The sequence below is a fragment of the Streptomyces sp. NPDC001450 genome (assembly GCF_053597295.1).
Map to the genome: position 1 here is coordinate 110,580 of NZ_JBSFHY010000009.1, position 21,594 is coordinate 132,173.

General features: G+C 72.5%; 23 protein-coding genes. 8 read left to right on the forward strand and 15 right to left on the reverse strand.

Annotated elements, in window-relative coordinates; translation table 11 throughout:
* Positions 1-5: 5 nt before the first annotated feature.
* Entirely contained in the window at positions 6-737 is a 732-nt protein-coding gene (gene hemQ, locus ACWC5O_RS12375) for a hydrogen peroxide-dependent heme synthase (protein ID WP_450586593.1), read from the forward strand.
* Here the strand turns inward: hemQ and ACWC5O_RS12380 are convergent.
* From ACWC5O_RS12380 to ACWC5O_RS12410, 7 genes are all read right to left on the reverse strand, one after another.
* Positions 734-2,368, reverse strand: a complete 1,635-nt coding sequence (locus tag ACWC5O_RS12380) for an alpha/beta hydrolase (RefSeq protein WP_450586595.1) — start codon at positions 2,366-2,368, stop codon at positions 734-736. The two genes, hemQ and ACWC5O_RS12380, sit on opposite strands and share 4 nt — an antisense overlap.
* A gap of 149 nt (positions 2,369-2,517) precedes the next feature.
* The gene (locus tag ACWC5O_RS12385) at positions 2,518-3,303 is read right to left on the reverse strand and encodes a TIGR04222 domain-containing membrane protein (RefSeq protein ID WP_450586597.1); all 786 of its coding nucleotides are present in this window, start codon (positions 3,301-3,303) and stop codon (positions 2,518-2,520) included.
* 96 nt (positions 3,304-3,399) lie between these two features.
* Positions 3,400-4,167, reverse strand: coding sequence for a DUF4142 domain-containing protein (locus tag ACWC5O_RS12390; RefSeq protein ID WP_450586599.1), 768 nt, complete (start codon positions 4,165-4,167; stop codon positions 3,400-3,402).
* 363 nt (positions 4,168-4,530) lie between these two features.
* Positions 4,531-5,820 (reverse strand): DUF692 domain-containing protein, encoded by a 1,290-nt coding sequence (locus ACWC5O_RS12395; RefSeq protein WP_450586601.1) that lies wholly within the window; start codon positions 5,818-5,820, stop codon positions 4,531-4,533.
* 104 nt (positions 5,821-5,924) lie between these two features.
* Complete coding sequence (locus ACWC5O_RS12400) at positions 5,925-6,533, reverse strand: TIGR03086 family metal-binding protein (protein WP_450586603.1); 609 nt, start codon at positions 6,531-6,533, stop codon at positions 5,925-5,927.
* 100 nt (positions 6,534-6,633) lie between these two features.
* The gene (locus ACWC5O_RS12405; RefSeq protein ID WP_450586605.1) at positions 6,634-7,278 is read right to left on the reverse strand and encodes a TetR/AcrR family transcriptional regulator; all 645 of its coding nucleotides are present in this window, start codon (positions 7,276-7,278) and stop codon (positions 6,634-6,636) included.
* Positions 7,279-7,280: 2 nt separating this feature from the next.
* Complete coding sequence (locus tag ACWC5O_RS12410) at positions 7,281-7,997, reverse strand: peptidyl-tRNA hydrolase (RefSeq protein WP_450586607.1); 717 nt, start codon at positions 7,995-7,997, stop codon at positions 7,281-7,283.
* A 105-nt stretch (positions 7,998-8,102) separates the two neighbouring features.
* Here ACWC5O_RS12410 and ACWC5O_RS12415 point away from each other — a divergent pair, with 105 nt between their 5' ends.
* Positions 8,103-8,981: an ABC transporter ATP-binding protein gene (locus ACWC5O_RS12415; RefSeq protein WP_450586609.1), complete on the forward strand. Its 879-nt coding sequence runs from the start codon at positions 8,103-8,105 to the stop codon at positions 8,979-8,981.
* Positions 8,978-9,649, forward strand: a complete 672-nt coding sequence (locus tag ACWC5O_RS12420) for an ABC transporter (RefSeq protein ID WP_450586611.1) — start codon at positions 8,978-8,980, stop codon at positions 9,647-9,649. Before ACWC5O_RS12415 ends, ACWC5O_RS12420 begins: the two co-directional genes overlap by 4 nt.
* Here ACWC5O_RS12420 and ACWC5O_RS12425 read toward each other — a convergent pair.
* The 8 genes from ACWC5O_RS12425 to zapE all read right to left on the reverse strand — a co-directional run bounded on the left by ACWC5O_RS12425 (position 9,641) and on the right by zapE (position 16,143).
* Positions 9,641-9,859 (reverse strand): hypothetical protein, encoded by a 219-nt coding sequence (locus tag ACWC5O_RS12425; RefSeq protein WP_450586613.1) that lies wholly within the window; start codon positions 9,857-9,859, stop codon positions 9,641-9,643. The two genes, ACWC5O_RS12420 and ACWC5O_RS12425, sit on opposite strands and share 9 nt — an antisense overlap.
* Positions 9,860-9,877: 18 nt before the next feature.
* Positions 9,878-10,726: a polysaccharide deacetylase family protein gene (locus ACWC5O_RS12430; RefSeq protein WP_450586615.1), complete on the reverse strand. Its 849-nt coding sequence runs from the start codon at positions 10,724-10,726 to the stop codon at positions 9,878-9,880.
* 90 nt (positions 10,727-10,816) lie between these two features.
* A complete protein-coding gene (locus ACWC5O_RS12435; protein WP_450586617.1) occupies positions 10,817-11,365 on the reverse strand; it encodes a YbhB/YbcL family Raf kinase inhibitor-like protein in 549 nt (182 codons plus the stop codon).
* Between the two features lie 10 nt (positions 11,366-11,375).
* The gene (locus tag ACWC5O_RS12440) at positions 11,376-12,176 is read right to left on the reverse strand and encodes a slipin family protein (protein WP_450586619.1); all 801 of its coding nucleotides are present in this window, start codon (positions 12,174-12,176) and stop codon (positions 11,376-11,378) included.
* A 145-nt stretch (positions 12,177-12,321) separates the two neighbouring features.
* Positions 12,322-13,818, reverse strand: coding sequence for a SulP family inorganic anion transporter (locus ACWC5O_RS12445; protein WP_450586621.1), 1,497 nt, complete (start codon positions 13,816-13,818; stop codon positions 12,322-12,324).
* Positions 13,819-13,826: 8 nt separating this feature from the next.
* Positions 13,827-14,405, reverse strand: coding sequence for a carbonic anhydrase (locus tag ACWC5O_RS12450; protein WP_450586623.1), 579 nt, complete (start codon positions 14,403-14,405; stop codon positions 13,827-13,829).
* A gap of 73 nt (positions 14,406-14,478) precedes the next feature.
* A complete protein-coding gene (locus ACWC5O_RS12455) occupies positions 14,479-14,874 on the reverse strand; it encodes a hypothetical protein (protein ID WP_450586625.1) in 396 nt (131 codons plus the stop codon).
* Positions 14,875-15,039: 165 nt separating this feature from the next.
* Entirely contained in the window at positions 15,040-16,143 is a 1,104-nt protein-coding gene (gene zapE, locus ACWC5O_RS12460; RefSeq protein ID WP_450586627.1) for a cell division protein ZapE, read from the reverse strand.
* A gap of 37 nt (positions 16,144-16,180) precedes the next feature.
* Between zapE and ACWC5O_RS12465 the strand changes: the two genes are divergently transcribed.
* The 5 genes from ACWC5O_RS12465 to ACWC5O_RS12485 all read left to right on the forward strand — a co-directional run bounded on the left by ACWC5O_RS12465 (position 16,181) and on the right by ACWC5O_RS12485 (position 20,951).
* Complete coding sequence (locus tag ACWC5O_RS12465) at positions 16,181-17,053, forward strand: pyrimidine reductase family protein (RefSeq protein ID WP_450586628.1); 873 nt, start codon at positions 16,181-16,183, stop codon at positions 17,051-17,053.
* 127 nt (positions 17,054-17,180) lie between these two features.
* A complete protein-coding gene (locus ACWC5O_RS12470) occupies positions 17,181-17,654 on the forward strand; it encodes an indole-3-glycerol phosphate synthase (RefSeq protein ID WP_450586630.1) in 474 nt (157 codons plus the stop codon).
* Between the two features lie 111 nt (positions 17,655-17,765).
* A complete protein-coding gene (gene murC, locus ACWC5O_RS12475; RefSeq protein ID WP_450586632.1) occupies positions 17,766-19,157 on the forward strand; it encodes a UDP-N-acetylmuramate--L-alanine ligase in 1,392 nt (463 codons plus the stop codon).
* A gap of 14 nt (positions 19,158-19,171) precedes the next feature.
* Positions 19,172-19,579 carry a peptide-methionine (R)-S-oxide reductase MsrB gene (msrB, locus tag ACWC5O_RS12480; protein ID WP_450586633.1) on the forward strand — a complete coding sequence of 136 codons (408 nt, stop codon included), beginning with the start codon at positions 19,172-19,174 and terminating at the stop codon, positions 19,577-19,579.
* Between the two features lie 88 nt (positions 19,580-19,667).
* Positions 19,668-20,951, forward strand: coding sequence for a PP2C family protein-serine/threonine phosphatase (locus ACWC5O_RS12485; RefSeq protein WP_450780967.1), 1,284 nt, complete (start codon positions 19,668-19,670; stop codon positions 20,949-20,951).
* Positions 20,952-21,594 lie beyond the last annotated feature (643 nt).

The window sequence follows — 21,594 nt, forward strand, 5'->3', positions numbered from 1 at the left end:
GGACCATGAGTGACGACGCCCCCACCACCGAGTCCGGCAGGATCCCGAACAAGGGCAAGCTGGCCAAGGACCTCAACGAGGTCATCCGCTACACCCTCTGGTCGGTCTTCAAGCTGAAGGACGTACTGCCCGAGGACCGTGCGGGTTACGCCGACGAGGTCCAGGAGCTGTTCGACCAGCTCGCGGCCAAGGACGTGACGATCCGCGGCACCTACGACGTCTCCGGCCTGCGCGCCGACGCCGACCTCATGATCTGGTGGCACGCCGAGACCAGCGACCAGCTGCAGGAGGCGTACAACCTCTTCCGCCGCACCAAGCTCGGCCGCGCACTGGAGCCGGTCTGGTCGAACATGGCGCTGCACCGCCCCGCCGAGTTCAACCGCTCGCACATCCCGGCGTTCCTCGCCGACGAGACGCCCCGCAACTACGTGAGCGTCTACCCGTTCGTGCGTTCCTACGACTGGTACCTGCTGGCGGACGAGGACCGCCGCCGCATGCTCGCCGACCACGGCAAGATGGCCCGCGGCTACCCGGACGTGCGCGCCAACACGGTCGCCTCGTTCTCGCTCGGCGACTACGAGTGGATCCTCGCATTCGAGGCCGACGAGCTGTACCGCATCGTCGACCTCATGCGCCACCTGCGCGCCTCGGAGGCCCGCATGCACGTCCGCGAAGAGGTCCCGTTCTTCACGGGACGCCGCAAGTCCGTGGCTGAGCTGGTCGCCGGGCTCGCCTAGACGGCCTTGCCCTTCAGGGAGTCCCGCAGGGACTTCCTGGGGGCGTTGTCCGCGGGGGCCTCGGGCTTCGGCTCCGGGCGCGGTGCGCAGGCCGTGTGCCGCCCCGGGAGCCGGCCCTCCAGCAGGTAGGCGTCCAGGTGCGCGTTGACGCACCGGTTGGGGCCGCCCCCGATCCCGTGGGTGCCCGCGTCCCGCTCGGTCACCAGCACCGAGCCGGCCAGCCGCCGGTTCATCTCCAGCGCGCCCGCGTACGGCGTGGCCGCGTCCCGCTCGGCGGCCAGGATCAGCACCGGCGGCAGCTCACCGGGTCCGGTGCGCACGTCCAGCGGCTGCTGCCGGGGCGCCGGCCAGTAGGCGCAGGGCAGGTTCGTCCACGCGTTGTCCCAGGTCTCGAACGGTGCCGCGCGCGCGAGCCGCGTGTTGTCGCGGTCCCACACCTTCCAGTCCGTCGGCCAGGCCGCGTCGTTGCACTCGACGGCCGTGTACACCGCGCTGCCGTTCTCGGCCTCGGCGGCCGTCTCCGGGTTCGGCGCCGCCAGCCGGACCAACGGCTCGGCATCGCCCTTCAGATAGGCCGACAGCGCGGCGGCCCGGCTCGGCCAGAAGTCGTCGTCGTACCCGGCGCTGAGGAACACGTTCTGCAACTGCCCCGGCCCGACCTTCCCGTCCGCGGCCTTCGCGGCCAGCCGCCCGCGCGCGGTGTCGTAAGCGCGCTGCACCTTCGCCGCCGTGTCGCCGAGCCGGTAGACGTCGTCGTGCCGGGCGATCCACTCGCGGAAGTCGGTCCAGCGGTCCTCGAACGCGGCCGACTGGTCGAGGTTGTCGCGGTACCAGACCTTCGCCGGGTCCGGGTCCACCGCCGAGTCCAGCGCCATCCGCCGGACGTGCGTGGGGAACAGCGTCGCGTACACCGCGCCGATGTAGGTGCCGTACGACGCTCCCATGAAGGTCAGCCGGTCCTCGCCCAGCGCCGCCCGCAGGACGTCCAGGTCACGGGCATTGTTGAGCGAGTTGTAGAACCGCAGCCCGCTGCCCGACCGCCCGGCACAGCCGCGCGCGTACGCCTTCGCCTGGTCGATGCGCCGGCGCTTGTACTGCTCCGAGGGGTGTGTCGGCGACTGGGTGGGCCCCTTGAAGAAGTGCTTGGGGTCCACGCACGACAGCGGCGCCGAACGTTCCACCCCGCGTGGGGCGTAGCCGACCAGGTCATAGGCGGCGGCGATCCGCTTCCACTCGGGGATCATGCCGATCATCGGGAAGTACATGCTGGACGCGCCGGGGCCGCCCGGGTTGTAGACGAGGGCGCCCTGCCGGGGCACCTTCCGCTTGCTGTTGTGCGGGTCCTTGTGGGTGGCCTTCATCCGGCTGACGGTCAGCTTGATCTGCTTGCCGTAGGGGTGCGCGTAGTCCAACGGGACGCTCACCGTGCCGCACTGCATGCCCGCCGGAGCGTGCGGTTCGGCGGCGCACTTGCCGAAGTCGACGCCGGCCGTACGGGCGCGCGAGGCGGCCACCGCGGCCCCGTGCAGCTCCGCCGCACCCGGCACGGCGGGGGCGCCGCCTGCCGGGGCCGCGGCCAGGGTGGTCAGGAGCAAGGAACCGGCGGCCGAGTACAGGGCGGCAGCTCTCATCGCGTATCCCTTCCGTGCGCGGCGGCGATGGCGCGGCTGCCACGGCCCCGGCGACGACAAAAGGGATGTTTCGTTCGGCCGTCGACGAAGGCAAGCACCGCCCGGCGGGTGTCGCGGTCAATGCCCCCGATGCGCCCCCGAGTCCGGCCTCACTCCCGCCAGGGCTGGTCGCGGTGGGTGAAGGCAGCACGGAGTTCGGGCTCGCCGATCGCGCGGACACCGCGTACGGCGACGGAGGTGAGGAAGGAGCGCTCGTCGCCGTCGCGGGCCGACCGCCGGGTCAGCGTCCCCAGCAGCCGCTGTCCGGCCGGGGACGCCCAGCGCGAGTACGGATGCACCTCGACCCGGGCGATGGCCAGACAGCTCAGGGTGAGGATGAGCGGCAGCGCGAACCACAGGGCGACGAGGAGGCGCGGCATGCCGGTCTGACCGGGCATCAGCAGTGCGGTCAGGCCCAGGGCGAGCACGACCACAGCGGCGGCGCGTACCTGGCGGACCCCGGCGGCCACAGTCGTACGCGCGCCGTCGGGCACTGCGAGTCCCGCGCGCACCAGACCGTCGGCGAGCCGGCGTACAGCCTCTGCACCGGCCGCCGCGGCGCGCACGGGAGCGATCCGGGACTGTCCTTCTGGTCCTATCGCCCCTATGACGGACTGTTCCATCTCGTCGTGGCCCCGCGGGTCCACCACCGTGGCCCACCCGGTGTGCGCGAGCAGCAGCCGCCGCTGCCGGGCCATGGACACCATGGTCACATCGGCGACCCGCGCGGGGCCGCCGGACAGGAAGGCCGCCTCGTACAACGTCAGCGCGTGGCCGTGGTTCGCGACGGTGCCGTCCGTGTCGACGGCCGCGGCGTGTACGGCGGCCACGCACAGCCGGGTGCACGCGATGCCGGCGAACGCCCAGGCCAGGAGCAGCAGGAGGACCCAGAACATGACGTGTTTCTATGCCAGGGGCCTGGGAAACGCCATGCCCTGTTCACCATCCGGACCGAGTGTTGCAGGTATGTGACGTTCCGCTTTTCCCGCAGGTCAGGGGCTGTTCGCCGGTGGCGGGACGGCGGCGGCGGGCGGCAGGGAGTACGTCGTCGACGGCGAGGGCGCCACCGGCACCGCGGAGGCGGGGTCGACCGCCGGGGGCGTGGGCACGGGAGAGGCGGACGCCGCGAGGTCCCGGGCCAGCGCCGAGAAGTCGACGTACCCGGTCGCCTCCAGGATCTTGATGTGGTCCAGCACGGTCGCGTCGGCGTCGTCGGCCAGGTCGCGGACCAGGGAGTTCTGGGTACCGGCGCGGACCTGGGCGACCAGGGAGAAGACCCGGCCGTGCGCGAGTCGCAGGATGCTCGCGAACTCGCGGTCGAAGTCCTGACCCTGCGCCGAGTTCAGGGTGGCGAGCCACTGCTTCTGCTGCTCGTTGGGCTCGTTGGGCAGGGGTACGCCGAGCTGGGTGGCGACGGTGCGGACGTGCGCGTCGAGGGAGGTGTGGCCGTCGATCAGGTGCTGGCCGGCGTCGCGTACGGCCTGCGTGGTCCCCTTCCGCTCCGCCAGCTGTCCGGCGGGCAGCTCCCACAGGCCCGCGAGCCGGACCTTGGTGACGAGGTCCCGGTCCTGCGCGGACAGCGGGCCGTACGGGGTCGTCACGGTCTGTGCGCTGAGGGTGTTCGCGTCGGTCGTGCCCGATCGGTCGGCGTAGGACCAGATCGGGAAGAGCAGCGCTGCGGTTGTCGCCGCCAGGCCCGTGATGATGAGTCCTGTGCCGCTGAATATGCCTCGGCCCTTGATGGGGGGTCGCGGTCGCATGGTGCCTCCTGCTCCGCACCCCGGGGGTTCGTGCGGCGGGGGCGGGCTTGGCATATTACTGCGGGGTTCTCGGTGGCTCTGCATCGCGCCGTCGAACTGCGGGCCGCCGGCCGGATGCGGGTGCGTTGTGGCTGGTCGCGCAGTTCCCCGAGCCCCTGGGGAGTTGCGGTCCCGGCGGCCGCATGGCGGCCGCGCAGCGGCAGCCGGTCGTGGCCCAGCCACGGCCACTTAGCCGCAGAAGGCCGCGCCCCAGCAATCCCCGCCCAGCTGTGGCAGTCGTGCCGCTGGGGCGGCACGGGTGGGCGCAGCGGTGCCCTGCCCGCGCCGGTAGGCGGTCCCGACCCCGGCCGGCAGCAGTGCCGCTCAGCGTCTTTGGAGCAGCACCTTCGCCCGTGCCGCCAACCCCGGGGACCTCGGCGCCGGACCGGAACGGTCCAGCCACCACTCCCGCAGCTGACGTCGTACCCTCGCGTCCTGCGGGCGTCCGACTTTCAGGAGATGCCCCGCGAAGTCCAGCGCATCCCGCCGATACCCCCCGCTCATCGGCCGCACCCGCGCGTATTCGAGGAACGCTCCCCGGTACCCCTCCCCGAGCAGAGCGGGCAGTTCGGGCGCCACCTTGGCCACGACACCCGCCCGCTTCGCCGCGAGCGCCCGCGCCTGCACTCCCATCCGCACCCGGTCGAACCCCTCCGGCACCGGCGTCCCGGCCACCAGCGAGGACAGCACCGCGGCCTGGGCGACACCGAGCCGCTGCCGGGCCTCCGGCGGGGCCAGGGCGGCGACGCCCCCGCCCGGCCGCGCCGAACCGACGACCACCGCGGCCGCCCGCCCCGCCGCCACGGCCCCCCGGATCGCCCCCAGCTCCCGCTCCAGCTCGGCCGGTTCGGGGAAGTTCTCGTCCCGTTCCAGCAGCACCCCGGGCGGCGCGACCCGGGACGCGAGGACGGTCAGGATGTCGAGCACCGGACGCGGCACGGGGTGCGCGTGGCTGTCGTGCCAGACGCCGTCGCGCTCGACACCGCCCGCGACATGCACGTAGGCGAGGGCCTCCAGGGGCAGCCGGGCGAGTGCCTCGGCCGGGTCCTCGCCCCGGTTGACGTGGTTGGTGTGCAGGTTGGCCACGTCGATGAGCAGCCGTACCCCGGTCCGCTCGACCAGCTCGGCCAGGAACTGCCCCTCGGTCATCTCCTCGCCCGGCCAGGAGAACAGCGCGGCGATGTTCTCCAGGGCGAGCGGCACCGGCAGCGCGTCCTGTGCGATCCGCACGTTCTCGCAGAGCACGTCGAGCGCGTCCCGGGTGCGCGGCACGGGCAGCAGATGGCCCGCCTCCAGGTGCGGGGAGGCGGTGAGCGCGCCGCCCGCCCGTACGAACGCGATGTGCTCGGTGACCAGCGGCGCGCCCAGCGCCTCCACCCGCTCGGCGAGCGCCGTCAGCCGGCCCTCGTCGGGCCGGTCGGCGCCGCCGAGGCCGAGGGAGACGCCGTGCGGAATCACGGTCACCCCGCGCTCACGCAGCCTGAGCAGCGAGTCCGGGAGGTGGCCGGGGCAGACGTTCTCCGCCACGACCTCCACCCAGTCGATGCCCGGCATGCGCTCCACGGCGTCCGCGATCTCCGGCCGCCAGCCGATTCCCGTCCCCAGTCGCTGCACGCCTCCACCCCCTCCGTCTCCGAGTGACGGGGGTATGGCCCCGGCACGCGGCCCCCAACCCCCGCGCCCGTGCCTTCAGAGCAACATTTGAGGTTCGCCGTTCCTCACCCTCGTACCGGCCACTCCTGCGGGACCCGGCCCAGCAGGCGCAACGCCTCCTCCAGGGGCCCCGATCCCTCCGGCGCGTCCAGCGCCGGGGCGAAGGCGAATCCCGGCCCGCGCCGGGCAGGGTCGACCGGCACTCGCCGGGCCACGGCGAGCGCGGCGTCGAGCACGTGCTCCGGCAGCTCCAGGCGCACGCCGAGGGCGGCGGCGACATCCCAGGCGTGCACCACGTAGTCGATGAAGTGGAAACCGATGGCCCGGCCGCCCGGGAAGCTCCCGCCCAGCTCCGGCAGCGCGAACTCCCGCTCGGCCGCTCCCGGTTCGGCGAAGGCCGCGAGTACGGCGGTGGCGGCCCCCCGGTGCACCCCGGCGGGCTCCCGCATGTCCTCCGGCTCCCGCCAGTACGCCCTCTCGTGCCCCGCACCCCGCGCCGCCGCCGCGAAGCCCAGGTGCTGTGCGGTCATGTGCGCCACGAGCCGCCCCAGGGTCCACCCCGCGCACGGGGTGCCCCGCTCCCAGTCCGACTCCTCCGCCAGTCCCACCACCCGCACGGCCTCGCGCACGGCGATGCGGTCGAGTTCCACGATGTCGCTCTCGGTGACGGTCATGCGCCGAGCATAAAACTGTGCGAACGATCGTGCTAGTTTTTTACGGCGCCCGGACACGGTCCTCGATGACTCATCGTTCACACATCAATGACTCATCCCCTCAAGGAACTTCGGGAACCGGTGCCTCTTCCACCACCGCGCCCCGCAACCGCTGCGCGATACCCACCCGGGCTCTGCGATAGGCGGTCTCCTCGTCGTGCAGCACCGAGAGCGCGTTCGCCGTCTCCATCAACGCCAGCAACTCGAAGCCCAGTTGGTCGACGTCCGTGTCGGCGCGCAGCTCACCCGCCGCACGGGCCTCCTCGATCGTGCGCTCCACATGGGCCGACCAGTCGCGCTGGGCACGGACCACCGCGTCGTGCACCGGGCCCGTCCGCGCGTCGAACTCGGCCATGACGCCGTAGAAGAAGCAGCCGCCCGGGAACACCCGCTCCCGCGAGTACTCCAGCCACAGCTCGCACAGCCGCCACACCCGTCCGACACCGGCCGGCACCTCGCCGGCGGGCCGGATCACCCGCTCGGTGAAGATCCGGGCCGCCTCCCGCACGGTGGCCAGTTGCAGCTCCTGCTTGGAGCCGAAGAGCGCGAACACCCCGCTCTTGCTCAGCTCCAGCTCGGTGGCCAGCCGGCCGACGGTCAGTGCCTCCAGCCCCTCGACCGAGGCGATGTCGACGGTTCGGCGAAGCACCAACTGCCGGGTCCGGTTGCCCCGTTCGACGCGCCCGTCGAGCCGAGTCACCGGCACCCCTACCGCAGCGCGGGGTGGTCGGCGACCACCGTGCAGGAGCCCGGCGCGATCTCCGTGAAGCCGGCGTCCCGCACCAACGGCAGTCCGCCGCCGGTCAGCCGGCCCCACTCGGCCGGATCGGCGGTGCGGACGGCCAACGGGAACCCGGCCTCCCGCCACGCGGTCCGCTCCTCGTCGGACAGCGCCCACCAGGCCAGCTGGGCGCCGTGCCCCGCCTGGGCCATCGCCTTCCCGGCCGACATCTCCAGCTCCGGGTTCAGCCACAGCACCGGCCGGTCGCGGTCGGCCGCGAGGGGCGGCTCGGGATCGTCCAGTTCGGTTCCCGACACCTGCAGCTTCGCCAGATCCTTCGGCCAGCCGTCCAGCGGAACCGGCGGGAAGACCCGCACCTCCGCGGACTTGCCGTTCACCGTGATCCCGGGCAGCGCCTCGGCCCGCCGCCACTCGGATCCCCGGGCCCGCCGCACGACCTTCCGGATCCGCGCGTCCTCCCAGTCCCGCACGGCCTGAGCCCACTCCCCGTCCCCGACGGCCCGCTCGTCACTCAGCAGCAGGAGCACGGCCCGAGCGGCCGTCTCCAGCGCATCGGTACGGGCCGGGGGAGCGCTCCGCTCGATGCGGACGACGAGGGGCAGCACATACTGCGGCGCCTCGTCGCGAGGATTGCGCTCGGCCTGGAAGGGGTTGTCGGTGGGGGCGGCTGGAACTTGGCTCACAAGAGCCAACCCTAAGGGGCGCGGGGAACTGCGCGACCAGCCCGGACGTCTCGCAGATGAGGACTCAAGATCACCCCCTACAGCGAGACCGGACAAAATCCCCCTATGCAACATGACCTACGCCTGGCAGCCGTAGGCCGCCGCTACGGCATCCGCGGCCCCTGGGTGTTAAGAGGCATCCACCTCACGCTCGCCCCCGGAACCCTGACCCGCATCGAAGGAGCGAACGGCACCGGAAAATCCACCCTCCTGCGAGTCATCGCCCGCCTTGACGCCCCGACCGAAGGCCGCGTCACCGGGCGCCCGCGCACGGCGTACGTCCCGGAGCGCTTCCCCTCGGCCCTGCCCTTCACCGCTTCCGGCTACCTGACCCACCTCGGCACCATCAGCGGTCTCTCCCGGACGACCGCCGCGCACGCCGCACACAGCTGGTTGGAGCGGTTCGGCGCCGCGGCCTACGCCGGTACCCCCATGTCACGCCTCTCCAAGGGCAGCAGCCAGAAGGTCGCCGTCGCGCAGGCCCTGCTCGCCGACCCGGAGCTGCTGGTACTGGACGAGGCGTGGACCGGACTGGACGCGGCCGCGCGGGCCGAACTGGAGCGGGCGGTGGCCGAGCGTACCGCGGCCGGGGGTGCCGTGGTCTTCGTGGATCACGACCCGCGCCGCCTGGCCGGGGCGCCCGACGCGACGTACACCGTCGTGGACGGCGGCATCACACTCGGTGCGGACGGCGGGAGTTCACCGACGGCCGGGCCGCTCACCCGCGTCACCGTGCAGGGGCCGCCGGGGGCACAGCCGCCGCCCGACGCGGTGCGGACAGCCGCGTCGGCGGAGGAGACGGCGCCCGGCCTCCACCGCCTCAGCGTCCCCGCCTCCCATTCGGACGTTCTCCTGCGCTCCCTGCTGACGGCCCGCCCGCCCTGGCACGTGGTGAGCGTCGAGCCGGACGGCACCATCCCACTCGACCCCGGAAGCCGCCCATGACCGCCCTCCTGCGCTATCAGGCCGATCTGCTGCTGCGCTCGCAGCGCTGGCTGCCGCCGGTGATCCTCTACGTCGCCTTCCTCGGGGTCGGCGTACAAAGCGGTCAGCCGGTGCTCGACTCGCTCGGCTACGCGGCCGCCGGCCTGCTGCCGGTTGCCGCCTGGCTGGTACGGATCTGTGTCACGGGCGAGCCGGACGCCGCCCGTGCCTGCGTCGCCGCGGCGCGCGGTCCCGCCCGCGCCCACCTGGCCTGCCTGCTGACGGCGCTGCTCGTCTCGGCGGCGCTGGGGACGGTGGCGACTCTGGTGATGACGCTGATCAGCGACCCGGCGAGCAACGGCCACCGGATCCACGTCCCGCCGCTCAGGGCGGGCGCGGCCGGACTCCTGGCCGCCCTGGCCTGCGCCCTGCTGGGCAGTGCCGTCGGCGCGCTCACCAACCGGCCGGTGCTGCACTCCACCGGTCGTGCGGTGCCCGCGATGCTGCTGGCCGCGCTGCTGTCGGTGGTGCTCGCGGGCTCCCCGGCCCAGGCCGCGGTCAGCGGTCTGGTGACCGGTTCGCAGTCCGGCCGGGTCCCGGTGCCGCTGCTGCCCCTGGCCGGGGCCGCCCTCGTCACCGCCGCGGCTTTCGCGGCGGCCTGCGCGCTCACCGCCCGCCGCTCACCCTGAACAGGCGGTGCGCTGCGCCTCCTGCCTCCCCCACTCTCGGCTTCGCTCGAGCGGGGGGACCCCCATGCAGACGGGGCACAGCGTGATGCCCTTGTACGACTCCGGGTACTCCGTGGGCTCCCGGCACAGCACGCACTCCGCATATGGCGGGCCGTCGGCCTTCGGGGGCCGGGTCGCGTCGGTGACGGTGCAGTAGTCGTCGTCGCTCATGCCCTCAGCGTAGGACGGTCACCGGTGGCCGTTCGTCTCGCCGATCAGCTCGGAGACCTTCACGAACCGGTAGCCCTGCTTGCGCAGTTCCGGCACGACCGTGCGCACGACTCGCTCGGTCGTCGGAGCGGCGCTGCGGGTGCAGTGCATGATCACCACCGAGCCGGGCTTCACACCGTCCAGGACCTGCCGGGCGACCGCGTCGGCGTCCGTGGCGAACGCGTCACCGCTCACCACGTCCCACTGCACCGCGGTGACCCCGATCCCGCTGAGCGCGCGCAGCACCTGGCGGTCGTAACAGCCGCCGGGGAAGCGGAAGTACGGCAGCGGATGGGGCACGCCCGCCTTGCGGATGGCGGCGTACGCCCGCTCGACGTCCGACTTCATCCGGTCCGCGCCGATGGTCGGCAGGCCGTAGCAGTCGTCGGTGAACGCGTAGTGGCTGTAGGAGTGGTTGGCGACCTCGAACTGCGGGTCGTGGCCCAGGGATCGGGCCTGGGCCGGGTACTGCTCGGCCCACCGGCCGGTCATGAAGATGGTCGCCGGCACCTTCAGCGTGCGCAGGGCGCCGATCAGGTCCGGGTTGTCGAAGTGCTCGCCGGAGGCGGCGCGGGGCCCCTCGTCGGCGGTCATGTCGGCGTCGAAGGTCAGCGCGACGGTCTTGCCCAGGGTGCGCGGACCGTGCTCGAACACCGGGGTCAGGCCGCCCGGGCCCGGAGCGAGCACGGGCGGACGCGTGGCGGACGGGGAGGCGGCGGGCCTGGCATGGTCCGGGCGCGCGCCGTCGTGGGTGCCCGCGGTACCGCAGGCGGCGAGGGCTGCGCCCAGGGCGCAGACGGCGGTGACACTGCGTGCTACTGAAATCACAGTATGAAAGTATTACTAATTGACCGACTCTGCGGTCCTATGCGCCCATGCGTGGCAGTACCCCTCACCCACGCAGGTGGCGGCGGGCTGCTAGCGCCCGTACCGGCCGGTCAGGGTGCCCGTCGCCAGGGTGTGGCCGGACATGGCCCGGACGAGGTCGGAGGGGGTGGCGTCGGGGGCGGGGTCCGGGCGGTGGTCGGCGGCGTACACCGTGAGGACGTAGCGGTGCGGGCCGTCGCCACGGGGCGGGCAGGGGCCGCCGTAGCCCGTCTTCCCGAAGCCGTTGCGGCCCTCGACCGCTCCCTGTGGACGCTCGCCGGCCGTGAGGTGCGCGGTGTGCGGGTCGATGTCCCACACCAGCCAGTGCGTGAAGGTGCCGCGCGGGGCGTCGGGGTCCTGGAGCAGGAAGGCCAGGGAGGCGGCCTGCGGGGGTACGCCGGTGACGGCGAGCGGAGGTGAGACGTCCTCGCCGTCGCAGGTGTAGCGGCCCGGGATCGTGCCGGCGTCGGCGTACGCGGGGCTCGTGACCGTGAGCCTCAGGGTGCCGGTGGGGGAAGGGGCCGAGGACGAGCCGCCCCCGTCCGCGCATCCCGGTACGACGGCCATCGCGGCCATGGCGATCACCCAACCTTTGCGCATGTCCGGCACGCTAGCCGGAGGAAGGTCCTCCGTCCTCGTGCGGCGCGGGCTGTTGCTGGCCCCTCTCCAGGAAGTGCAGCAGCTCCACCGGGATGGGCAGGACCAGCGTGGAGTTCTTCTCGGCCGCCACCGCCATCACCGTCTGCAGCAGCCGCAGCTGGAGGGCGGTCGGTGTGTCGGCCATCTGCTGGGCGGCCTCGGCGAGCTTCTTGGAGGCCTGCAGTTCGGCGTCGGCGTTGATGATCCGCGCCCGGCGCTCCCGGTCGGCCTCGGCCTGGCGGGCCATGGACCGCTTCATCGCGTCCGGCAGGGACACGTCCTTGATCTCCACCCGGTCGACCTGGATGCCCCAGCCGACGGCCGGGCTGTCGATCATCAGCTCCAGGCCCTGGTTGAGCTTCTCACGGTTGGACAGCAGGTCGTCCAGGTCGCTCTTGCCGATGATCGAGCGCAGCGAGGTCTGCGCCATCTGGGAGACCGCGAACTTGTAGTCCTCGACCTTCACCAGCGCGCTCACCGAGTCGACCACCCGGAAGTAGACGACCGCGTCCACGCGCACCGTGACGTTGTCGCGGGTGATGCCCTCCTGGGCCGGGATCGGCATGGTCACGATCTGCATGTTCACCTTGTGCAGCCGGTCCACGAACGGGATCACCAGGTTCAGGCCCGGATTGCGTACCTCACCCGCGACCCGCCCGAGCCGGAAGAGCACCCCCCGCTCGTACTGCTTGACGACCCGTGCCGCCATCGCGAAGTACACGACCCCGACGGAACCCAGCGCCGCAAGCGCCCCCAGCAGCTCCTGGAGCATGGTGACCTCCTCAGGGAGAGGCCTTGCTTTGTGTCCGTTGCTGTAACGATAGTTCCGGGTTGGGGCGGAAGCCATGGGCTGCGCCGAGAGGCCGGGCCGGGCTGCCGAGGGGCGTCGGCAGCCCGGCCCGGGGACAGCGGCCGGATCAGGCGACCGCGGCTCTGGCAGGCTCCTCGGGTGCGGTCACCTCCACCGGCTCGGTGCCCGTCGCGCTGTGTCGTGCCGCCCAGTTCTCCAGGGCCGTGCGGCATGCGTGGTCCAGGTGGTGCAGGCCGGACAGGTCGAGCCGGACCGGGCGGTCCCGGGGCAGCGACTCCAGGCTGTCGAGCATCTTCGGCAGCCGCAGGAAGGTCGCGTTGCCCGACAGGTACGCCTCGATGGGACCCGCGCCCTTGTCCACGACCTCAAGCCGGAGGTGCGAGGCCTCCCAGGCCGTCTTGACGATCGCCAGCGCCAGGCCGATGAGCACGCCCTCGAACATGCTGACCGCCACGATCGACACGGCGGTGACGCCCAGGATCAGCGCCTCGCCCCGGTGCTCGCGCCACAGCACGGCAAGCGCCCGCACCGGCACCAGCTTGGCGCCGGAGTAGATCAGGATGCCCGCGAGAGCCGGGATCGGGATGTAGGCGAGCACGCCCGGCAGCAGGGCCGCGAACAGCAGCAGCCAGACGCCGTGCAGCACGCGGGACGCCTTCGTCCGGGCGCCCGCCTGCACATTGGCCGCGCTGCGCACGATCACCGCGGTCATCGGCAGCGCGCCGAGCAGCCCGCACACCGCGTTGCCCGCGCCCTGGGCGATCAGCTCCCTGTCGTACTCGGTGCGCGGTCCGTCGTGCAGCCGGTCCACGGCCGCCGCGCTGAACAGCGACTCGGCGGACGCGATCAGCGTGAACGCGACGACGGTGCCGAGCACCCCGACACCGGCGAACCCGGCGAAGGCGTCGAGCGGCGGCGGCTGGACGGCGCCCAGCAGCCCCTGCACCTCGACGGTGGCCACCGGCAGGCTGAGCACCAGCGCGGCCAGCGTGGCGAGGCCGACCGCGGCGAGCGGACCGGGCACCGTACGCACCTTCGCCGGTGCGTACTTCCACAGCGCCAGCACCATGACGGTGCCCGCGCACAGGGCGAGCGACGCGAGCGCCGCCCCGTCGCCGAGGGCGTCCAGGAACGCCCTCGGCAGCCCGGCCGTCTTGCCCAGGCCCGAGTCGGGAGCCTTGGCCGCCATGGCCGGGTACAGCTGACCGGCGATCAGGACCAGACCGATACCGGCCAGCATGCCCTCGACGACCGAGACCGAGATGGCCCGGAAGTACCGGCCCAGCCTCAGCGCGCCCATGAGCAGCTGGAGCACGCCGGTGGTGAGCACGATGGCGCCGAGCATCGGCAGCCCGAACTCCTGGACCGCCTCGAAGACGAGCACGGTCAGTCCGGCGGCCGGCCCGGACACCTGGAGGCTGCTGCCGCGCATCAGCCCGGTGACGAGGCCGCCCACGATGCCGGTGACCAGGCCGAGTTCGGCCGGCACACCGGAGGCGACGGCCACGCCCACGCACAGCGGGAGCGCGACCAGGAACACGACGAGGGAGGCGGCGAAGTCCTGCCTCAGGTGAGGGAAACGGGATATGAGAGGACTGTTCATTGGCGCGCTCACAGGGCTTCGAAGGTGTCGGACTGCGGGCGGTGCGCGCGTACGGCGCCGGTGTGCACCTCGTAGTACCAGGCGTGCAGGTCCAGCTGACCCTGCGCCAGCTTCCGCTCGATGCACGGGTACGAGCGCAGCCGCAGCAGCTGGGTCAGGACATGGCTCTGGACGCCCTCGGCGACCTCCGGGTCCTCGGCCGCGCCGGCCGGGCGCGGGGTGGCGTGCGCGAGCCAGTCGCGCACGGCGGGTACGGCGGTCAGGTCGTCGCCGCGCACCAGCGCGCCGACGGCACCGCAGTGCGAGTGGCCGCAGACGACGATGTCGCGGACGCCGAGCACCTCAACGGCGTACTCGATGGTGGCGGCCTCGCCGGTCGGGTGCTGGGAGGTGTACGGCGGGACGATGTTGCCCGCGGTGCGCAGCTCGAAGAGCTCGCCGGGGCGGGCGCCCGTGATCAGGGCCGGGACGACCCGGGAATCGGAGCAGGTGATGAACAGGACCTGCGGGGACTGGCCTTCTGCGAGTTTGGCGAACTCCTCAGGGCGCTGTCCGAAGGTACGGGCGTTGTCGATGAGGGGCTGCATGTTGTGGACTCCTCCTGGCGCGCCGCAGCGGCGCGTCGGGCTTGCACGACGTTCGTGGGGGATGAGCCGTCGATCAGCAGCGGAAGACCTGAAGAGCTGCCGAGGAGTGGGCTCTGGAGGATCTCGTGGTGCGGTGGTGCGGGGCACCGGACGCGGCCGGCGATTGCGGGGTTGCCGTCTGCCGGGCTATGAGCGGGCGTTCCTGCGCCCACCCGGAGGCGGGGCCGCGCTGCCGGTCGCGCAGGTGCCGGCCCCCGCCGGGGTTCTGGGTGCAGCCGCCGTCGCGGAGTGCGCCCGTCCCGCCCCGCACGGGCTTCGGGGGACGCACGGTTTCGGGTGCTGCCTTGGCCTTCGCATGACTGAGCGTATGCGCGGATGCGAAGGTTCCCGTGGGTGCGAAGAACTGCAGGGCGAGCAGGGCGGTGGCGAGCAGGGCAAGCAGGGTCCGGGCCGTCGTACCTCGGAACATGCACCCTCCTCCCAGGAGTTCACACCTCTATCACGCACCAAGCATTGGTCAATGGCTGGTCAAGAAACACGTTAACCCCGCAAAGTCCTTTGCAGGGTTAACTGGACGTTATGAGCGCAAGAGAGCGTGAAAAATGCCGGTCGGATGGCGTGATCTGGCTCTTGACTACGAGTTGACAAGGCCCTTCGCGTCCCGGGCCAGCGCGGTGAGCCGGGATATCGCGCGGAAGTACTTCTTGCGGTAGCCGCCGTTCAGCATCTCCTCGCTGAACAGCTGGTCGAACGGCAGGCCCGAGGCGAGCACCGGGACCTCGCGGTCGTACAGCCGGTCCGCCAGCACCACAAGCCGCAGCGCCGTCGACTGGTCCGGCACCGGCCGCACGTCGGTCAGGCACACCGCCTTCAGTCCGTCGGTCAGGGCGCCGTACCGGCTCGGGTGCACCTTGGCCAGGTGCTCCAGCAGATGCGGGAAGTCGTCCAGCGAGGCGCCCGCGGTGGCGTAGGCCGCCTTGGTCACCTGCTCGTCCGAGTGCGGCGCCGGAGCCTTGGACAGGCCGCGGTGGCGGTAGTCCTCGCCGTCGATGCGCAAGGTGCGGAAGTGGGCCGACAGGCCCTGGATCTCGCGCAGGAAGTCGGCGGCGGCGAACCGGCCCTCGCCGAGCTTGCCGGGCAGCGTGTTGGAGGTGGCGGCGAGCGCCACGCCCGCCTCGACCAGCTTGCCGAGCAGCGTGGAGACGAGCACGGTGTCGCCGGGGTCGTCCAGCTCGAACTCGTCGATGCACAGCAGGCGGTGGCCTTGAAGCGTCTGCACGGTCTTCTGGAAGCCGAGCGCGCCGACCAGGTTGGTCAGCTCCACGAAGGTGCCGAACGCCTTGAGCGCGGGCTCGGCCGGGGTGGCGTGCCACAGGGAGGCGAGCAGGTGGGTCTTGCCGACGCCGTAGCCGCCGTCCAGGTAGACGCCGCGGGGGCCCGCCGGGGCCTTGGGCGCCTTGGCCCTGCCGAACCCGAAGAGACCGCGCCGGCCGGCGCCGGAGGCGTGGGCGCCGCCGAGCCCGGCCGCGAAGCCGTCCAGCACCCCCACGGCCTCGGTCTGGCTGGGCTGGTTCGGGTCCGGGATGTACGTGGCGAAGCGCACCGAGTCGAAACGCGGGGGCGGCACCATCTCGGCGACCAGACGGTCCGCGGGGACGTGCGGCTCACGGGCGCACAGGGAGAGGGGGCCCGCATCGGTCAGAGGGCTGGAACCGGGGGCGGCGGTGGAGGACGACACGGTTACCCATGCTAAGCGCCGTGTCACACTGCACGACATGCGACGCCTGTTCCCTGTGACCTACGAAACAGCAGCCCAGGCCTTCGGTGGGGGCACCGAGAGGGCGGAGGTGAGTGGGGCGGCAGGGGCTGCCGCGCCGGGCGGACCCGGTGGACCTGCCGGGGCCGACGCGCTCGTGAACCGTGAGTGGAGCCTCGCCGAGCTGGCCGCCGCCTACGCGTATCCGGAGACGGGTTCCGGGGCCCGGCAGTCGTGGCTGCGGGCCAACATGGTCTCGACCCTCGACGGTGCCGCCCAGCACGAGGGGCACTCCCAGCCCATCTCCAGCGCGGCCGACATGCGTATCTTCGGCACGCTCCGGGCGCTCGCTGACGTGATCGTGGTGGGTGCGGAAACGGTACGGCAGGAGGGGTACCGTCCGGCACGCGCGCGGGCGGAGTTCGCGGCGGCCCGGCAGGCCGCGGGACAGGGCGCGGCCCCGGCGATCGCGATCGTCACGGCCGGGCTGGACCTGGACTTCTCTCTCCCCCTCTTCACCTCGCCCCTGGTGCCCACCATGATCCTCACCGGTGCCACCGCGGCCCCGGACCGGGTCGCGGCCGCCGAGAAGGCCGGCGCCCGGGTGGTCGTCGCCGGGGAGGGCATGGCCGTCGACCCGGCCCGCGCGGTACGCGCCCTCGCCGACCTCGGCCACACCCGGCAGCTCACCGAGGGCGGGCCCCGGCTGCTCGGCCAGCTGGTGGCCGCGGACGTACTCGACGAGCTGTGCCTGACCGTGTCGCCGATGCTCAGCGCGGGGGACGCGCAGCGCATCGCCGGGGGGCCGTCCGTCACCGTTCCACGCCGCTTCGAACTGGCGTCCCTACTGGAAGAGGACGGATTCCTGTTCAGTCGTTACCGTCGGTCCTGAAATCGGCGGAATCTACCGTTCCGTTTAGCTTTGGGCGGGCAGACTAGGTCCGGCACAACCCGTGCGACCACGGGGCAGGATGGTTTCCGCAGGGCCTTGCCGGGCCCACGGAGGGAAGAGGCGCCGCGTGTTCACAAGCGTTCTGATGATCGAGAAGGCCCTGACGTCCGCCGACGTGGAGTTCGTCACCACCTTGCACGGAGACGAGTCGGTCTCCTTCCATGTGCTCCTTCAGCCGCGCGGCGACCAGGCGGACCGGCTGCTGCGGGCCATCGACGACATCGCGCTGGGCGAACTCGACGAGGCGCGGCGTGAGGGGGCCACGCCGGAGGGGGAGGAGGCGCGCAGTGTCGGGCAGCAGGCGCTCGATGTGTCTCTCCAGGCCCTGCGGGCTGCCGGCAGCGAGGCCGAGGGGCGGTTGGTGGAGGATCATCCGCTGGACGCGCTGAAGTCCTTGGTCGCCGAGGTTGATGCCGATGAAGTGATCGTGCTGACCGATCCTCACTATGTGGAGGAGTTCTTCCATCGGGACTGGGCTTCTCGGGCTCGGCACAAGGTGGGGGTGCCGGTGTTGAAGTTGTTCTCGCACAGCAAGGCCTAGGCGCCGTCGGGGCCCCGCGGTCGGACCGGCTGTCCCCGTTGCGAAGTGGCCCGGGTTTCAGCGCATAGGCTAGGGGCGCTCAGCCTCGTACCGGATCTTATGGAGACTTGCATGGCACCCGGACTTCCTGCCGCCATGGACCGACCGCACTTCATCGGCATCGGCGGTGCTGGGATGTCGGGTATCGCCAAGATCCTCGCGCAGCGTGGGGCCATGGTGGCCGGGAGCGACGCCAAGGAGTCGGCGACCGCCGAGGCGCTGCGGGCGCTGGGTGTGACCGTGCACATCGGGCACGCCGCCGAGCACCTCGCCGACGACGCGAGCTGTGTCGTCGTGTCGTCGGCGATCCGCAAGGACAACCCGGAGCTGGCCCGCGCCGCCGAGCTGGGGATTCCGGTGGTGCACCGGTCCGACGCGCTGGCCGCGCTGATGGACGGGCTGCGGCCGATCGCCGTGGCCGGTACGCACGGCAAGACCACGACCACGTCGATGCTGGCGGTCTCGCTGAGCGAGCTGGGCCGCGAGCCGTCGTACGCCATCGGCGGCGACCTGGACGGGCCCGGCTCGAACGCACTGCACGGCGAGGGTGACATCTTCGTCGCCGAGGCCGACGAGTCGGACCGCAGCTTCCACACGTACGCGCCCGAGGTCGCCATCGTCCTCAACGTCGAGCTGGACCACCACGCCAACTACGCCTCGATGGACGAGATCTACGAGTCCTTCGAGACCTTCGCCGGGAAGATCGTGCCCGGCGGGACGCTGGTGATCTCCGCCGACCACGAGGGTGCGCGGGAGCTGACGCGGCGGCTGGACGGGTCGGTGCGGACCGTGACGTACGGAGAGGCCGAGGACGCCGATGTGCGGGTCCTGTCCGTCGTACCGCAAGGGCTGAAGAGCCAGGTCACCGTGGTGCTGGACGGGCAGGAGCTGACCTTCGGGGTCTCCGTGCCCGGCCGCCACTACGCGCTCAACGCGGTCGCCGCGCTGGCCGCCGGTGCCGCCCTCGGCATTCCCGCCGGGGAGCTGGCGCCCGCGCTGGCCGCCTACACCGGGGTCAAGCGGCGCCTGCAGCTCAAGGGCGAGGCGGCCGGTGTGCAGGTGATCGACTCCTACGCCCACCACCCCACCGAGATGACCGCCGACCTGGAGGCCATGCGCGGCGCCGCCGGTGACTCCCGGATCCTGGTCGTCTTCCAGCCGCACCTCTTCTCCCGCACCCAGGAGCTGGGCAAGGAGATGGGCGAGTCGCTGGCGCTCGCCGACGCCTCGGTCGTGCTCGACATCTACCCGGCCCGCGAGGACCCGATCCCCGGGGTGACCAGCGAGCTGATCATCGAGGCCGCGCGCGCGGCGGGCGCCGACGTCACCGCCGTGCACGACAAGGCGGAGATCCCCGCGGTGATCGCGGGAATGGCGAAGCCCGGTGATCTCGTTCTCACCATGGGCGCGGGCGACGTGACCGACCTGGGCCCGCAGATCCTGGACCGCCTGTCGCAGCAGTAAAGGGGCTGAGGCTCATGTCGTACGACGTCGAGAAGCCGGACGAGCAGTGGCGCGCAGAGCTGACGCCGGCCGAGTACGCCGTGCTGCGCCAGGCCGGCACCGAACCGGCCTTCACCGGTGAGTACACGGACACCAGGACCAAGGGCGTCTACTCCTGTCGTGCCTGCGGTGCCGAACTGTTCACCTCCACGACCAAGTTCGAGTCGCACTGCGGCTGGCCGTCCTTCTACGACCCGAAGGACACCGACGCGGTGGAGCTGATCGAGGACCGCTCCCACGGCATGGTCCGCACCGAGGTGCGCTGCGCCCGCTGCGGCTCCCATCTCGGCCATGTGTTCGAGGGTGAGGGTTACCCGACCCCCACCGATCAGCGGTACTGCATCAACAGCATCTCGCTCCGGCTGGCGCCGGATGAGTCCTGAGGTCTCAGGGGCTCCAGGGGCGGCCGGGACACCTGTGACCGGTGCCCGGCCCGCTCCGGTTTGAGATTCTGTGAGGGTGATGGGTGTCGTGCGCTGGATCCAGGCCCGTCGCAGGTCCGTGCCCGCTGCCGGCCACCGCGCGGACGGGGCCGGCGAGCCGGAGGGCGAGGAGGTCCGGCTGACGGCGCTGCGGGCCGCCGCGGGCGCGATCGGTACGACGCTCGACGAGGAAACCACCTGCTCCGAGCTGACCCAGGCCGTCGTACGGCTGGCGGGCGGCGCGGCCGCGGTCATGCGCCGGACCGGGAAGACCGTCTTTGGGTACGAGGCGATCGCCGGCGATCCGGACGTGCTGCCCGATGTCCGCTGGGCCACGGCCGTGGCCCGGGAGGCGGGCACCCCGGCGGCCGACAGACAACCGGAGCCCTGGACCGAGCAGCCGCCCGGCAGCCGCGGCCGCCCCGCGCTCTGTCTGCCTCTGACCAGCGGCGACGACCAGTACGGCGTTCTCGTCGCGGGGCGGCACGGAGCGCGGTTCGCCCGGTCGGAGGCCGAGCGGCTCGCCCTCCTCGCCGAACGCGCCGCCTCCCACATCCGGCACGCTCGCGCCCACGACCTGGTCAGCCGGACGGCCGGCGACCTGCAACGCGCACTGCTGGCGGAGCCCGGCCGGCCGCACCCGAACCTGGACGTCGCGATCCGCTACCTCCCGGCCGGCAGCAGCCGGGTGCTGGTCGGCGGCGACTGGTGCGAGACCGTACGGCTCCATTTCGGCCGCACCCTGCTGGTCGTCGGCGATGTGATGGGCCACGGCCTGGAGGCCGCCGTCGACATGAGCGCCTACCGCTCCTCGCTGCGCTACATCGCCTCCTCCGACCTGCCCCCGCACCGCGTGCTGCGGCAGATGGACGACATCGCCGCCGGCGAGGCCGAGCGGAGGCCGGCCACCTGTCTGCTGGCGCGCATCGACCCCGGCCGGGGGCAGGCCACGCTCGCCAGCGCCGGTCATCTGCCGCCCGTGCTCATAGGCGGGGACGGCCGGACCGCACCGCTGCCCGTTCCGGTCGGGCCGCCGCTCGGCACCGGTTTCGGCGGCTACGAGTCGGCCACCCACCAACTGGCCCCCGACCAGACACTGGTGCTCTTCACCGACGGGCTCGTGGAACGCCGAGACGAGGACATAGACAGCTCCATGGCCCGCCTGTCCGCACTGCGCTTCACCGGCCATGGCGTGGACGAGGTCCTGGAAACCATCCTGACCAACCTGGACGCACGCCACGCGGAGGACGACGTGGCGGTCCTCGCGGCACGGCCGCATCCGCGGCGGGAGAGCGCGGAACGGGAGGACGACGCCCGGGTGACAGGTTCCTGAGGCCCGCCCTCTCCGCCAACGCCTCGCGCATCCTGCGTGCCGCCGGCTCCTTGGCGTCCGCGGGCTGAGCGAGGAGGCCGGCCGCCTGCTGGCTCTGGTCGACTCCTCGCCCACATGCTCCTGCCCGGCTGATGGTGAGGAGAAGCCGTTCCGATGGGTGACCGCGATGCCGTCGCGGCCCTGAGAACGGCACAGCGGAGCCGGCGGCCGGCCCTCTTGCGGGCCCTGGTCGAAACCGTCGACCGGGACGTCCCGCCCGACGAGGCACGGGCGTCCGCGCAGACGGCCTGGGACCTCCTGGCCGAGGCCGAGGCGGCGGACCGGGCGGCGGCGGAGGCCGTACCGCTCCCCCCCCGGTGGGGAGCTGTCCGGCCCGCGCACTCCGAGGGCTGCGAGCCGATTCCGCGTCAGGTCCCGCGCCGGGGGTGTGGCGGGACGCCGTGCGGATACACGCGCCGGCCGCCGCGGCCGCTCTCGCGGCAGGTATCCCGTTCCGCGTCCGTGTCCCGGTCCTCGGCACGGGCGTCCTGTTCCCGTCCCTGGGCCGGGCGGTGCTGCCGTCCGCCGCGCCCCCGCCCGCCGAGCCCGTCGTGGAGGCCTTCCGGGACACCCACGGTGCCGCAGTGCGCTGTCACACCGCGCC

Bases quoted from the DNA above. Each gene is read 5' to 3' on its own strand.
- ACWC5O_RS12440 (WP_450586619.1), bottom strand. From the start codon at position 12,176: ATGCTCCAGGAGCTGCTGGGGGCGCTTGCGGCGCTGGGTTCCGTCGGG.
- murC (WP_450586632.1), top strand. From the start codon at position 17,766: ATGGCACCCGGACTTCCTGCCGCCATGGACCGACCGCACTTCATCGGC.
- ACWC5O_RS12450 (WP_450586623.1), bottom strand. From the start codon at position 14,405: ATGCAGCCCCTCATCGACAACGCCCGTACCTTCGGACAGCGCCCTGAG.
- ACWC5O_RS12400 (WP_450586603.1), bottom strand. From the start codon at position 6,533: ATGACCGTCACCGAGAGCGACATCGTGGAACTCGACCGCATCGCCGTG.
- ACWC5O_RS12390 (WP_450586599.1), bottom strand. From the start codon at position 4,167: ATGCGACCGCGACCCCCCATCAAGGGCCGAGGCATATTCAGCGGCACA.
- ACWC5O_RS12415 (WP_450586609.1), top strand. From the start codon at position 8,103: ATGCAACATGACCTACGCCTGGCAGCCGTAGGCCGCCGCTACGGCATC.
- ACWC5O_RS12455 (WP_450586625.1), bottom strand. From the start codon at position 14,874: ATGTTCCGAGGTACGACGGCCCGGACCCTGCTTGCCCTGCTCGCCACC.
- ACWC5O_RS12465 (WP_450586628.1), top strand. From the start codon at position 16,181: ATGCGACGCCTGTTCCCTGTGACCTACGAAACAGCAGCCCAGGCCTTC.
- ACWC5O_RS12435 (WP_450586617.1), bottom strand. From the start codon at position 11,365: ATGCGCAAAGGTTGGGTGATCGCCATGGCCGCGATGGCCGTCGTACCG.
- ACWC5O_RS12425 (WP_450586613.1), bottom strand. From the start codon at position 9,859: ATGAGCGACGACGACTACTGCACCGTCACCGACGCGACCCGGCCCCCG.
- ACWC5O_RS12380 (WP_450586595.1), bottom strand. From the start codon at position 2,368: ATGAGAGCTGCCGCCCTGTACTCGGCCGCCGGTTCCTTGCTCCTGACC.
- hemQ (WP_450586593.1), top strand. From the start codon at position 6: ATGAGTGACGACGCCCCCACCACCGAGTCCGGCAGGATCCCGAACAAG.
- ACWC5O_RS12445 (WP_450586621.1), bottom strand. From the start codon at position 13,818: ATGAACAGTCCTCTCATATCCCGTTTCCCTCACCTGAGGCAGGACTTC.
- ACWC5O_RS12420 (WP_450586611.1), top strand. From the start codon at position 8,978: ATGACCGCCCTCCTGCGCTATCAGGCCGATCTGCTGCTGCGCTCGCAG.
- msrB (WP_450586633.1), top strand. From the start codon at position 19,172: ATGTCGTACGACGTCGAGAAGCCGGACGAGCAGTGGCGCGCAGAGCTG.
- ACWC5O_RS12385 (WP_450586597.1), bottom strand. From the start codon at position 3,303: ATGTTCTGGGTCCTCCTGCTGCTCCTGGCCTGGGCGTTCGCCGGCATC.